This window comes from Cytophaga aurantiaca DSM 3654, assembly GCF_000379725.1.
Lineage (GTDB): Bacteria > Bacteroidota > Bacteroidia > Cytophagales > Cytophagaceae > Cytophaga > Cytophaga aurantiaca.
This window is the reverse complement of sequence record NZ_KB903621.1, coordinates 305,390-320,659: the sequence shown is the minus strand read 5'-3', so window position 1 is coordinate 320,659 and position 15,270 is coordinate 305,390. Positions and strand designations below refer to the sequence as shown.

Genomic DNA, 15,270 nt, shown 5'->3' with positions numbered 1-15,270 from the left:
TGCTGCTCCTTTGCTCACATTGTTCACAAACCACTCGTATGTCGGAGCTGTTCCTCCGTTACCACCAACTGCTGTAAACGTTACACTCGCACCCGCNCAGATTGCTCCTGCCGGTACNGCTGTAATGCTAACCGCTGGGGTAGCTGCCGTTGTTACTGTCATCACAACGGCATTCGAGGTTGCTGTCGCAGGACTTGCACACGTTGCTGTGCTTGTCATTACTACATCATAGCTGTCGCCGTTTGCTGCTCCTGTTGTTGTAAATGTTGCATTGGTTGCTCCCGCAATGTTGACCGTATTTTTTCTCCATTGATACGTTGGCGTGCCGCCATTTGTAGGGGTTGCCGTAAATGTTACACTTGTACCCGTACAGATTGTTGTTGATGGGGTAGCTATCGCTACAGTAGGAGTAACACTTGCTGTGACGGTGACGGTTTGTGTTTCCGTACAGCCGTTCGCATTCATATAAGTGATAACACTTGTACCTGCTGCAACACCACTTACTACTCCTCCACTTGTTACCGTTGCTATCAACGGACTTGCAGAAGTCCATGGTGTCGTTGAATGTGCCGTTACCGAACCTGTTAATGTTATTGTTGAACCTGCGCACACGGTTGATGGACCTGTAAGCGTTGGCTTGGCATTTACAGTTACCGTTTGAGTTTCTGTACAGCCATTCGTGTTCATATACGTGATTATACTCGAACCTGCTGCTACTCCACTTACTACTCCGCCACTTGTTACCGTTGCTATCAACGGACTAGCGGAGGTCCATGGTGTCGTTGCATGTGCTGTGGCAGAACCTGCTAATGTTATTGCAGAACCTGCACATACAGCTGATGCTCCAGTAATCGTTGGCTTGGCATTTACAGTTACCGTTTGAGTTTCTGTACAGCCATTCGTGTTCATATACGTGATTATACTTGAACCTGCTGCTACTCCACTTACTACTCCACCACTTGTTACCGTTGCTATCAGCGGACTTCCAGAAGTCCATGGTGTTGTTGCATGCGCTGTGGCAGAGCCAGCTAATGTTATTGTAGAACTTACACAAACTACTGCTGCACCTGTAATGGTTGGTTTCGCATTTACGGTTACGGTCTGTGTTTGTGTACAGCCGTTGGTATTCATATACGTGATTATACTTGAACCTGCTGCTACTCCGCTTACTACTCCGCCACTTGTTACTGTTGCTATCAATGGACTTGCGGATGTCCATGGTGTTGTTGCATGTGCTGTTGCCGAACCCGTTAATGTTACAGTTGAACCTACGCAAACAGTTGCAGTACCTGTTATTGTTGGAGTAGGATTTACCGTGACAACATAATTAAACGGGTTACCTACACAAGAAGGAGAAGTGGCAGTTGGTATAATAACGTATGTAACCGTTAACGGCGTTGTTCCGCTATTAGTCAACGTTTCGGTGATCGTTGCAGTTGAACCCGAACCGGTCGCAGGTGTGATCCCTGTAACAGCAGCTCTTGTCCATGTATACGTTGATGGCAAACTGCTCGTGATGCTATAAGCCTGTGCAATTCCAGAACACACTGAACCTGTAGCAGATGAAGTAATTACAGGTTTTGTACATGGCGGTGTTACTGCACCACATAAAACAACATTCTGAGATTGAATATTGGTAACACCATATACAGTTGCCTTACCAATATTTGTAATAAAGTCTGTACAGGTATTAACGGTTGCTTTAAATGTTCGTGTAATAACTGCATTTGCTAAAATCGGACCCGCTACGGATGGCCAGGTAACTGTTGAACCTACCAATGCACCTGCATCCGAAATATTAACAACATTGTTTAATTGGGTCGGCACAGGATCTGTTAATACCAGATCAAATGCGGAATCAAAGTGTGCTGTGTAGGCAGAAAGTGTCTGTTGAGAGCTATTACCACCAGCACCTCCATAAATACCTGCATAACCGGCACCTTGCTGAGTGATTCCTGAAATTACTTTTAATGGCGCACCACTAAAATCATTCACCCAGATGTATAATTTATCATCCAGTAATTGTGTTCTGATCTTTATTGGATTGAAGCTTCCCGGGAATGTTAATCCGGTTAATGTTGCAATTGCAGTTGCGTTATTATAAAGCGTAAATGTTACACCGTTATTACCGCCGTTATTCGGAGCCATTTCAAGTCGTACACCAACAAAATCAGATTGCCCAGGTGTACCGGATTGATAACGGTATATAAAAGATAAATTACTGGAATTGGTTGGTACAATGGTAGCTTCTACATAACCGTTTTTACCATGCGCTTTCTTCGGACCAAACGCATATCCATTGCTGCCCGGAGAATTGTTGCCGCCATTCTGATCCAGTGAAATAACTGCATTGTTCAATTTTGGTATGGTAACATTTGAACCCAATGTCTGCCAGTCTGTAAGTACCGTGCTTGCACCGGCCCACGATGCTGTTGAACCGTCTTTGTTTGTAAATGTTAAGGTATAGTTTATCACATCACCCACCACAACATTTGTTTTATCTGCTGTCTTCACCAAAGAAGTTTCTATCGGTGGTGTTGGCGGCACTGTAGTACAAGTTAATCGTAAGTTAACTGCTGAAGAATCCGGAGAGTCTACGTCTGACCAGATCCAGCCTGCGTTGATAAATGTTTTTTCAGCGCACGGAGACTTTGCAATTGTTTTGTAAGACAGATTTCCTGTTTCGCCGGTAAGCATAACAGGTATGGACCATTTTACATAACCGGAAAATTTAGGATTACCTGTTAACGGCGTATAAGTAGCTGTAATGCCAACCGCATTGTCATCTATAAATGCACTCCACGCCAATTCGATCGGAATAGAATCGGTTACAACAACATTGTATGTTTCTCTTCCCGGTAATGGACCATTCCCTGCAATACGTCTCCAGGTATATCCATCAAACTCTTCAAACAACACTTTTGAAAAATTCTGAACGGGTCCGCCGCACGCATCCTTGCTGTAATTGTTAACGACAACCGGTGCAAATTTTGGAACAGTGGTTGCGTTCGTGTAAGAAGGAGTAACAGGAAAGAAATAATATCCCTGACCATCCAGACTACCACTGGCAGCCGTCGCATCATAAGACCAATCGTCTGCGACTCTAGGTGCTAAAGGAGAAGAAGGTTTTGATTCAAATCGGGTACGGGTAAAGCCTGGACCAACAACGCCTTTATGAATTAAATATTCACTATCTAATTTATCAAATATGTGTGTTGAAGGAGCCGACAATACTTGCGCAAACTGTGTGATCACGCGCTGATTCCATGCACCATTGGCATCCGAACCCCAAGGGATTTTTTGATAGGTAAAATTTAATTGCTGATTGACCGGAAGCGTTAATGGATTGTATCCATATTTATCTAAATCATTTTGATTATCTACATAGGTATCCCAACCTGTAGGATTGGTGGTTGCATTGTATTTCCCGATAGCAGCACCATCGTTCATAAAATAAGAAACCCTGTAATTTCCTAAGTTGATATAGGCTTCCTGAGCGGAATGCCAGATTCTATAGAATTGATAAAAACCTGTGCCACTAAGATAATTCGCATATGAAAGAATTACGCGATCTCTACCGCCATTCAACCACAAGTTAGAACCTGTTTTGTTTTCAAAATTCAAGGTGAAGTTTACAACATCACCCGGATTCATAACGGATCTATCGGTTGTCTTTTCAATAGCCAATACACGATCTTTCAACAGATCCACACAATTGCGTTCCATGGTGTAGGTAGCATTGTTTGGATATTCGTTGCTTGTCCATATGGGTGCATTGCTTGAAGTGATGGTACTTGTAAGACAAACAATTGTAGCAATTGTTATAGGTTTTACTTTTACAGTAAAATTCCGTACACCCTTTGTTGCAGCTAATGCATTTGTCTTAAAGCCCGGTACAGTTCCAATACTCCATGTAATGGTATTTCCGGAAATTGTTCCGCCAACTGCTGAAACGATCTGATAAGCAGGATCAACAATTGTTGTAATGCTTACGCCTGTGGCATCTACTGATCCATAGTTGCGGTAGCTCACTTCGTAATTAACAAGGTCGCCTTCGTATGCGAATGTTTTATCTACATCCATATACACTTTCATATTGGCTGCAGCAACCATGTCTTCAGGTGCATGAAGATTTCCGGATGCCGTAAGCATACCTAATGTTCTGAACCAACCGTGAAAATATTTTGGTGTGCTGTTTATATATCTAGCTTCTGCTGGAGTCACTTTAGCAGAACCACTCTGGTCATCCCAGCTTAATTCGCATTGTCTGTATAATTCTGCCGTTAAATCCAGATCACCTGAAGCCACAGCAGCAGGCATTCCCGTTCCAGCCATCCAATTCACCCCATAATTTGCCAACACACTTCCGTTCGGTGCGTATTGCTGTTTTATCTGAGCAACACCTTTCCAGTTCGGCTGACCCGGATCGGGGGAAGCACCAAGCTTACTGCAAAACGCATTCGCTGAAGTACTGGGAAGTGAATTAGGAAATTTTAAAAATTCTTTATGACGTAAAGCCATATCATATTCCGATGTATTTCCACCTGGTACTACCTGATGCGTAACCGGGTTCCATGTGGTGGTTGGATTGCCATGCCATATATAATTCAATATAGTACGCCATGCCATTCTGAAATCTTCTCCGGCACTAAACGAACCAAACGTAGTTGTAGCTCCATTGTCACTGATCGTATGATTACCGGCACTCGCGATATAGCCTTTGTTGTACATTTGCTGAATGATCCAATCGGCAGAGGCGGCGCAGCGCCTGTATTGACTGATCTCCCAGGCGGTACCTCCATTGGCTGCTAAGAAATCAGCAAACTCTTCAAAATACGCCGGAGCATTGTAATCGACATATGGACTATTTACCTGAATCGGATCCGGTTTGTTCAGTGCCCATGGATAGGCTGTATTTGCTGCTGAGTAACGCCAGTTCGTAACTTCTCCCCATGTATTTCCACTTTTAATATACCCATCAATACCAACGATACCAGACAGATATCCTTTAACACCCGCTTGTGCACCAAATGGACTTGTTGTATAATACAAGGTATCTACCATCACCTTGATCATTTTTAATGCTTCAGATTTATACGTTCTCAATGTAGAACAGCCATCCATGATTCCTCCTGTAGGCCATTGTTTGCTAGCAATTAATAATGCCATTGCGATATCCACATCTCCATCTCCGGCAGAGTTAACAGATGTAGCTCCAACACCATCCGCAGCTGTACAATTCCAGCCGGCAAAACCTGCACCATAGGGATATCCTGCTCTTAATGGCAAACAATCATAATATTTTGTAACACCACTTAAGCGATTATCGTGTATCCACGCCCATAAACCATCAAAGGTTGGCTTATCTGCAAAATACGCCGCCGCTAACAAGGCATATCCATCTCCTTCTGAAACAAAGGTTCCGTAATTCTGCGGAACTGTATTATTATTATACTGCATGTATTGCACACCATTCAATACTTTTCCCGGCACTTTTAATGCACGGTGCATCATGATCTGGTACGCTTCGCGCATGGCTTTTTCCATATCTGCGTGGGTAACACCAACCGCATTGTTAGCAGCTAATGATTTACCCGATTGATATTCTAAGAATTGAGGAAAAGGATATGCCGGATTATTTGTATTGATCTGGACATGTATGGTATCTCCTGGCCAGGTTTGTGCATTGGCCTTTTGACCTGTAAAAATTAAGAAAGCGACACACAATGTTGTAATACATTGCATGAAAAAGGAAGAAATCTGAGAATACTTTTTATTCGTAAAAACCCGAATCATAGACTAACTTTTTAATGAGTGTAAAGATGCTACGTGAGGAATAATTGCTATTGTATATTACAATAATACAATATTACTTTTGAATTAAACCGACTTAGAGACAACTTTACTTTATTGAATACGTTGTAAGAGTCCAAAAGTAACTGGTAAAAATTCTATTTTTTGATTAATTTTTTAAAATCGCTTAATACCACATAAAAAAGCACTTTTTGAGCTAAAAAATTATTTTCATTCTGCAAAATCAACTTTTCATTACCACTACAATTTTTTGAATAAGAAGTTGAATTCTTGACTTCTAAAGCAAATGTTTAATGAATTTTCAACAAAATTTGGGTTCATTTATCAGATATTATTTTTTATAAAAAATAGTTTCCCGGACACTTTTTTGAGAAATTTATTAGACATAAAAGCTTTTCGAAGCCGGAAAAAGTGAGTCCTTTTTCATGTATGTTTTATCTCGATTTTCAACAGATATTTCTACCCTTCAACATTAAGATTAGATTTCACGAAATTATTAAATCGTCATTCTGTTTTTAAATGCTTTGTCCGTGCTTTAAATCTCCTTTTTAACCGACGAAGTAGATTCCCTCCAGTTTTAAGATGCTAATCCAATAGATCCTAATCAAACGGCTTCTGTAATGTAGTTCTATTTCTGACTGGTAACTTTCAATCGGGACAAAAGACTTGCAATTTTGGCTGTGGATAAGTGAAAAATTTATTAGTATTGAAAACAGTAATTATAAATTCAATATTTACTTATAAAATGTTAAATGTTAATTTATTAGGAATTTAATGGGTTTAGCCAGAAACCGTATTTTATATAAAACACATCAAATTTGCTTGATTTTTAGCTGTAAAAGTGATTTTGGAATGACTGTCAAACAGGGTATAGAGTTCATTCCAAAGGAGGTGATGTATTTGAAGAAATGGAAGGTAAATAAAAATGCAGTAAGCTGTTTACCTATTCCTATTATACTGAATCGATCCGAAAGGGAATTTCTTTTTAGAGTAGTTGGCTGTTGGCCGAAAAGGCACAACAGCGAGTTGAACAGAATAGGTTATTCTTAAAAATATAGGGAGTCAATCTGGCCCAATCACGGCGGGCTAAAAGAGGTTTAGGAGGGAAAATGTAAGCTATTCTCCCTATAGATCCTTATTTGGTTCAGGTTCTGACCAATAGGAATCTGTTGGAGTGACAAGCGCTTTGCGATGTTCCATAGAATCAATTCCTAAAATACCGGGCTTTCGCATATTGGGTAAAATCTGAATATCATACAGTTCTTCTACACTATTTTCATATTTAAGAAAACCAATTTCATTTCCCGTAGGTAAATGTACCACAGCAATGCCGCATTGTAAGGCCTTCTGAGCTATAGGAAGATCTCTGAATGTAGAGCTGTTTTGTCTTAATTTTGATAATCCAATAAATAAAAAATCTCCGTGCTTAGCCATGCCCCGTACAAAGCCATTGAACCGTGTGATGACATCATATTTGCCGGAAGATACATCAACGCGGGCAAGTTCACCTGTAGCTGACAGCAAAACATATAACTTCCCATCGTATATTCTTGGAGAATGTGGCATAGGCAATCCGGAAGAAATGATTTGATTTGATTCTACATCCATTAGTATACCACCCGTTTCTACACTGGTTCTCCATCCTTTCGCCGAATCTGTTGCTCCAAGTGCCGTTACATATTTAGGCGCACCATCAACCATAACCATTCCATTCAAATGGCATCTATCAACGGGTACTAAATCGCTTATAAAAGCTGGTTTCCAAATTGGTTTAAAACTGAATTCATCATTAATAAGAGAGAGGCAGGAGAAGCGTGTATTCACTGCAACCAATCCTTCTTTGCTCCAGCCCATATCATGCAAATCAATTTCGCCAGAAAAATAAACAGCTCTTGGAATAAATAAACCGTCATACACATTTGGCTGAATACCATAATTAGGCGCTAAGGCCGTTGAGTTTGATAAGACAACAACTTCATTGCGGGTTGCAACTGCCATCCTTCCATTTTCTACTGTCATCCCCATTGCCTTTTCAAAATTTCTAGGCAACTGAATCAGACCTTCAGGACTTGTTGCACTAAAAATAATTACTTTGCCTGCCTGATACGTAGTAATGGCTATTGAAAATTTTAATTCCCAAAGTAACTCCGGAAGATTTGGAGAATGTGTACAGGAAAAAGGAGGTAAGGTTACGCTCATAGAATGTTAGTGTGATTTACTTATTGAAATTAATTTTTCAAATGTATGTTCTAATTCTTTTACTGCTTCAATATCTTCAAAAAGAATGTTAGAAGCTTTTTTTAAGGACGCTGATACTTCTTTACGCAATTCTTTTTGTGTGCCTAGTTGAACAGCCTTTTGAATGTATTCTTCTGAAGAATGCGCAACGCAATATGTATAGTTCATCTGCTGATAAGCAGCAAAAGCAAAACGGCTTCTATGAAACATACCGGTTAATGTAACAAGAGGAGTGCCGCATGCAAAAGCATCATAGCATGTATTGGCTCCTCCGCCATAATGGGTAGTATCTAATGCCACATCACTCAGCAAAAGCACATTCAAATAATCGTTCTCAGATAAACGTTCCAAAAAGACAATACGACTATATACATCTTTACAACTTACCTGCAACCTTTTTTTGAATCGATCGGAAACGTATTTATTTTTGTCGTTAATAAAGATAACTATTCCCAAAGGATCTTGCTCTAATATTCCCTTAACTAAGGCATCAAAATCCGGGTGTACTTTTCTTAAATTCTGCTGACAAATATAATGGTGATTGATTTCATTCAAACCAAAGTACGATATTGGTTTCATTACATCTTTAACCGGAATAGGTGGTCTATAATAATATACAGGTATCCTTTTTTGAATGTATAATTGTTCTGTATAAAAACTCTGACTGTTATCGGTTTCAAGATTTGCAGCAGAAATAAAATAATCCATATTCGGAATGCCACTGGTTATAGGCCATCCCCAGCTTATACATTGAATAGGAGCCAATCGCATAAAAGGAAGAAAATAATTTATTTTATCTGTGCCGCATTCCCAATAATACAAAAGATCAATGTTAGATTTTAAAATCAATTCAGCTGCAACAGATAATACATTCGGAATAGAAAGAAATTCAACATCCGGATTGGTTAATACAGGACGTATAATTTTTTCTCCATTAGGATAACTACAGATTACCGTAATTCTAAATGTTTCAGTAGAAATAGTATTTAATATTCCCCTCATACATTTAAGAAATACTCCTTCGTGACCAGAAGTAACAACAATACCTATGTGTTTTTTAAATACGGAACCTTTAGGTGTATATTCCGGAAAAACAGATTTGAATAATGCAGCGTAAGACGTTTTAATTTTTAGATCATCCTCTCCCTGATAAATCAGATTGGATAATGTAGGTAACTCCAATGTTGAAAATCGAATAAAATCATCGGAACTAAAACTATTGAAAGGCAGGCTAGTAAAGAGATTGAGCAATTCTTCTCTGTATTCTGCTATTTCAGTTTGTGAACAATGTATTGTTGGACTAATTGATTTTTCATGAAGAAGTGCTGAAGTTTGTTGCCTACGAAAAGAATCTTCAGATCGTATCAGTTCTCTTGCTTCTTCTGATTTTCCAATTGATTCAAGTAAATTAATTAAATTCTTTTTGGCTTCAGAAAATTGTGGATTTAGTGCAAGCGCATTTTTATAATGGATTTCTGCTTCATCCAAATGATCCCACTCAGATAATACAATCGCAAGATTATTGTGGGCATCTGCATGGTTATTATTCATAGCAAGTACTTTTCTGAAAGCATCAATCGCAGATCTGTACTGGCCATTTGCCATCAATATATTTGCACTATTAAATGCTGCTTTTATATGGGTTGGTTGTACAACTAAAATTTCTGCATATAAAGCAAAAGCCTGCTGTGTATCTCCTTTTTGATGCAGTCCATTTGCAAGATTGAATTTAGCCTCTACAAAGTCAGGTTGTATCTGCAACGCCTTTTGAAAATGAGATAATGCTTTATCCCATTCACCTGCAAGGCGATATACCTCTCCTAAATTAGAGTAATAAGCGGTGTTATCGGGATTCGTTGTAATGGCTTCAGAAATATACCGAATGGCATTTTCGTATTTGCCCTGCTCGCTGTATACAAGCCCCAATAAATGCTGTGCATCCGGATGCTTTGGATAATCTCTAAGAATCTGACGGTATGTATTTTCAGCCGTTTTATATGACTTCTGCTGCCAGGCACGATGTGCCATTGTGAAAAGTTGATCCAAATAATTATTCATACCTATCCTGAAAGATATTGAATGCTTTACTAATAAAAAACAAAAGCCTTAATATTTTCATATTAAAGCTTTTGTTTCAATACCGCTCACTATACTTTATTGAATAACTATTTTCTTAGATTCAACACCGCTTGCAGATGTTAATTTTACTATATAAATCCCGGCAGGTAAGGCTGACAGATCAATAGTATTGATACCATCCTGACTCAGGTTCTGTTTGTCTTCTAATACAATTTCTCCCGTTGAATTACTTATTGAAATTGCTGTTTCTCCCAAATCTTTCAGCGTACTTATATTCACTACTCCTTTAGCAGGGTTAGGATAAAAACTGAAAAGATTATCTGAATCCGCACTCGAATTAAGTATATCTGTTGTTGGATTCGCTATTAAATAGCGCTGTGCATACACACCGTAATCACTTCCATCCTGACCTTTTGAAGCCCATGATATTACTACATCACCTGCTCCGTTCATTGCTACAGACGGCACGGTTTGACTACCTGTTGTATAGGTATTAACAAGAAATTGCCCGCCTTGCTTTGCAGCAGAAGCATTGTATCGTTGTGCATATACATCTCTTACAGAGTTTGCAGATGCTATATTGATAGAAATCCATGCAATAACAAAGTTCCCATTATCGGCCATAGCAACCGATGCATTTCTTGCATGCTTACCAGTTGTTGTGTTCACTAAAAATTCATCTTTCAATAAATATCCTTCCTTAGTGTATTGTTTTGCATACATATTATATGTACCATCCAAAGCAAGCTGATTATTGGATTGCCAGGCAATAACAAAATTACCAGTTGCATCCATATCAACCGAAGCATACGATTGTGTATTATATGTTGTACCTGTATTTACTAAAAAAGCCGCTCCTTGAACAACTCCGGAAGCATTATATCTTTTAGCATATATATCCAGATTGCTATACGCGCCATTTTGGTGATATGATTGCCAGGTTACAACAAAATTTCCAGTCGGATCCATCGCTACAGATGTCAATTGCTGTGTTTTAGTCGTATACGTATTCACCAACACTTCTGTCCCTTGTACAACGCCGGCTGCATCATAACGCTGTAAATAAACATCATCATACGAACCTGTAGAAACTTGATTATAAGAAGACCATGCTACAACAAAATTACCTGAATTATCCATTGCAACTGCTGGTGAAGTCTGAGAACGAGGTGTGTTTGTATTTACACGGAACTCTGTACCTTGTGCTACACCCGAAGCATTGTACCGCTGCGCATAAATATCATATCCTGAACTAGCTATCTGACCGACCGATTGCCATGCAATAACAAAGTCTCCGGAAGCATCCATGCCAATAGTTGGAAAAAACTGTTGATTGGTCGTATATGTATTTACCAAAAATTCAGCACCCTGTGCCACGCCTGCAGCATCGTATCTTTGTGCATATATATCATAGCCTGAACTAGCGCCAGCCTGGTTTGTAGATTGCCAGGTGATAACGAAATTGCCATTGGCATCCATTGCAGAAGTTTTACTAACAGGATTTTCCATCTGATCAATAGGAGCACCTACATAAATCGGAGATTGGTTGCTGGTAGTATATGTGTTCACTCTGAATTCAGCTCCCTGAGGAGTCATTGTCTGAGCGTCTGCATCTGTAGCAACTAACGCAAGCGCTGTTACTGCAGCTAAACTTCCGTATTGAATAAGACTTTCCAAACGCGACAATTGAAGTTTTACTCTTTCTACACGTTGTACTAATTTATTCTTTTGATTCAGATGCATTGTATGAAAACTACCATCGCCTAGTGCTCTTTCAAGTCTGGAAACAAACTTAGCATGTTTTCTTTTTATTAAATGAAGCTGTAAAAGAAGTAATTTTTTCATTATTGGTTTGAATAAAAATATATTAGATTGAAAATATACAGTTACATAAAGCTAAAATAATTATTGAATAAACCCAAATTGTGTAGAGTTTAAATGGCGAAATCAATGGCGGGGATTATTCTTGATTTATTCTTTTTTGAAATCTAACACTATAAAATAAGAAGATTGCCCCTACAATACCCAACAATAAAAACAATCCGGACTTCCCAATAAAATTATGTGCAAAATGAAATATAAGATAAACCAACTTTGCATTACGCTTACGTGGACTATGTTCCAAAAGAACTACATCTGAATCGTAAACTTCGGGATATAGTAAAAAATATACCAATGCTCCCCAAGCAGCTATACATCCTATTATAGCAGGCACGTTTACTTTTTCTATTTTCACCATATCAAACTATCCCTTCCAAATCAAACACCCAAAAATTAAAATTATAGGATCGAGCGTGTAGCATACCATTTGATATAGTAATTTTATCTAACGAAGCTTTACTTTTTTCTTGAACCGTAAGTTTCATTTTAAATAAATGTTCTATTTCCATGGTTTCTCTGTTCATAAAACATACTTGATAGTTTATATATGCAAAGACATAATAGTTTTTATATATAACAGCATTTGTAAATGTAGGTTGTTCATTCGTTTTCTTAGTAAACAGCTCTCTACTATATATTTTCTCTTTTATAATTTCTCCTGTTTTACAATCCCTCAACTGAAACTTATGATCGTTAGGAGATCGAAATGCTTCCAAAAAAATAACACCGCTGTCAAACGAAATATGATGTAAATAGCCACCTAATGGTTGATGATATACTAGTTTTCCTGTATTTATATCTAATGCAAATAGGTCTAGATGATTAGAAAAAATGAGTAGATTTTCATATAGGCATACAGGGTCTTGCCATCTATCTATCTTAAGTTCGGCGTTTACTGTTCGAATATCAAAACGCCACAATTCTTCTCCGGTTGTAAAATCTCGTTTTACCTTATATACAACTTTATCTAATTCATTTTTTTCACTATAAATGATAAACTCATCTGTAAACAAGTTAAATCCCGGTAGAGTATGATGACCTGTAGCCTCTGTTATAGTTTTATTTGTTCTATCATAATAAGATCTTTTTATCTCAGGAAATTTAACAATAAGATGTTTATTTTTATAATGATGTCCAGAATATGTATAACCTAAATCTCTAGCAAAAGAGTCAATTTCTCCTCTCTCAAAAAAATTTGCATAATCAGATGCTACAATTCCTGATACATTGTACATTGATCCAGGTTTGTTTTCGTATTCCTTATAAAACTCTAATTTTTCATATACTAACAATCGATTTTCGTGTGAAATTTGAACGTATAAAAATTCGTCTTGTGTCTGAAAATTATGAATTCTACTGCTGAGTTTTAAAGATGGAATTAAATACTGCGTCTTCATTTAGTTTTGTAATTAAATCATCAATATAATTATCTGGATCAAGGGTTTGATAATCTACTCCCAACAATTTACCCACCTGTTCTTTAGTGATAAATCCTTATCTCCTTGTTGGCGTCCATCACTTTCACCTAACCACCGCTCAACTCGCTGTTGTGCCTTTTCTGGCCAACAGCCAACTGCTCTATCCTCTTTAATGAGTTAATAAACCATCACTAAAGTTATTCTCTAAATAATATCGCGCACTTGAATATATGTATTCTTCAGGCAAGTTACAAAGTCCTGCTTTTACTGGATTATGATGAATATAATCTAACTTCTGTTCAAAAATATCATCGTCATACAACTCCTTTGATTTAGCACACCGTTTCCAGAAATGATAACTTCTATCTTTTTGTGAAGATTTGAAAAAAGGAAGCACATTGGGATGATGCAGTTCTAAATCTGCTTTGATATGTTTGCTACATCCTTCTAAAAATTGTTTCTGAACTTCTGAAGTATCAATAATACCTTTTACTTGCCATATAATGTGAATGTGATTATCCATCACACAGTAAGCATACACAATCAGTTGATTCTTTTTTATTTGTTCCCGCAATTGTTCAAGAATTATTTCTTTATACTTATCTAGTTTTAATAACCGTTTCCAGTGTCTGATTGTCGCTGTAAAAAATACAGGATAGTAAATTATTTTTTCCATAGCAAAACAAAAATACTCTTTACTATTTGTTATTCAAACTTCACTTTGATAGCAGTGAGCTGTTGGCCGCTGGCACAACAGCAAGTTGAGCGGTGCTTAGGTGAAAGTGATGGTCGCCAACAGCAGTAGAAGATGCTTGGCCGAAAAGGCACAACGGCGAGCCAGTTAGGTCTGGGGAGAAGTGGGATTGCCAACCACGGCGAAAATACATTCTTAGGAGGAATTGTATTCTTAAATGTATATCATGAGTTACAGAAATTTAGTTTGTTCGTAGGTTATTGTAATCCCATCATTTAAAAATTCTTTAATCTCAATTTTATCTTTTTTATAAATTTCAACTCTTATTTCTCCCTGCAAAGAATTCTCTTTTGTTATTTTTACTGATAAGTTTTTAGGTTCGATTCGATTCATAGACTTTGTAAGTTCATGAGCAATACTATCTATACCTAAAGCTCTTCTGAAAGCCCATTGTTTTGCTCTATTTTGAGGCAAATCAAAGTCTTCTACCTTTTCAAATAAAGTAATCTTCTGCAAACCATTTTCTAATATTTTTTTTTCATAACAATCAATAAAAGAATCAAATAAAAACTTTGGAATATATTTATAATAGATTGAACTAAAATACATTTGCCAACAACTTCCAAACCATAGCATATCACCATAATTCATTATATGTGAATGTCCTGGTAAACTTTCAATACTTATAATTTCTTTTTCCCTTTCATTGGTATAAATAGGATTAGGAAGTATATCAATATTATTTGGAATAGACCTTTTCTTTCTCCTCCATGAATCTATTTTATCACTCTCTTGTAAAATATTATCTATACTTTCTAAAACACGACCATAAACAATTTCAGCTGTGAATTTGCTCTCTAAAAAAAATATAATTGAGTTATAACTTTCAATAGCAATTCCTAAAAAGCAAAGTCTGGGTAATGAATTCTTAATATTTTGAATTAAAATTTTGCCTCCATCTTTTAATTCTATTGAGATATGATTTGTTTCAATATGTTGAAGGTCAAATATATTTTTTGTTTCAAACCAATCAAAATCAACTTCATATTTGATCACCCCATATTGAAAATTCATATCAATAAATTTTACCCATTCATTTTTGAATGAAAAACTATTAAATGAAAAATCTATCGAAATTTTATTCAT

Annotated in this window: 8 protein-coding genes; all 8 read right to left on the bottom strand. The window is 37.4% G+C overall.

The window, feature by feature from the left end; all coding sequences use genetic code 11:
* On the bottom strand, positions 1-5,460 hold a 5,460-nt coding region (locus A3EE_RS0102730), incomplete at its 3' end, for a glycosyl hydrolase family 8 (protein ID WP_425386815.1).
* 1,479 nt (positions 5,461-6,939) lie between these two features.
* On the bottom strand, positions 6,940-8,013 hold the full coding sequence (locus A3EE_RS0102720; RefSeq protein WP_018341896.1) for a TIGR03032 family protein: 1,074 nt from the start codon (positions 8,011-8,013) through the stop codon (positions 6,940-6,942).
* 6 nt (positions 8,014-8,019) lie between these two features.
* The gene (locus A3EE_RS0102715) at positions 8,020-10,080 is read right to left on the bottom strand and encodes a tetratricopeptide repeat protein (protein ID WP_211208912.1); all 2,061 of its coding nucleotides are present in this window, start codon (positions 10,078-10,080) and stop codon (positions 8,020-8,022) included.
* A 126-nt stretch (positions 10,081-10,206) separates the two neighbouring features.
* Positions 10,207-11,976 (bottom strand): T9SS type A sorting domain-containing protein, encoded by a 1,770-nt coding sequence (locus tag A3EE_RS0102710; protein WP_018341894.1) that lies wholly within the window; start codon positions 11,974-11,976, stop codon positions 10,207-10,209.
* Positions 11,977-12,091: 115 nt separating this feature from the next.
* Positions 12,092-12,370: a hypothetical protein gene (locus A3EE_RS0102705; protein ID WP_018341893.1), complete on the bottom strand. Its 279-nt coding sequence runs from the start codon at positions 12,368-12,370 to the stop codon at positions 12,092-12,094.
* A gap of 1 nt (position 12,371) precedes the next feature.
* Positions 12,372-13,409, bottom strand: a complete 1,038-nt coding sequence (locus tag A3EE_RS0102700) for a hypothetical protein (protein WP_018341892.1) — start codon at positions 13,407-13,409, stop codon at positions 12,372-12,374.
* A 190-nt stretch (positions 13,410-13,599) separates the two neighbouring features.
* Positions 13,600-14,106, bottom strand: a complete 507-nt coding sequence (locus tag A3EE_RS0102695) for an REP-associated tyrosine transposase (RefSeq protein WP_018341891.1) — start codon at positions 14,104-14,106, stop codon at positions 13,600-13,602.
* A 249-nt stretch (positions 14,107-14,355) separates the two neighbouring features.
* Entirely contained in the window at positions 14,356-15,270 is a 915-nt protein-coding gene (locus A3EE_RS0102690; protein ID WP_018341890.1) for a hypothetical protein, read from the bottom strand.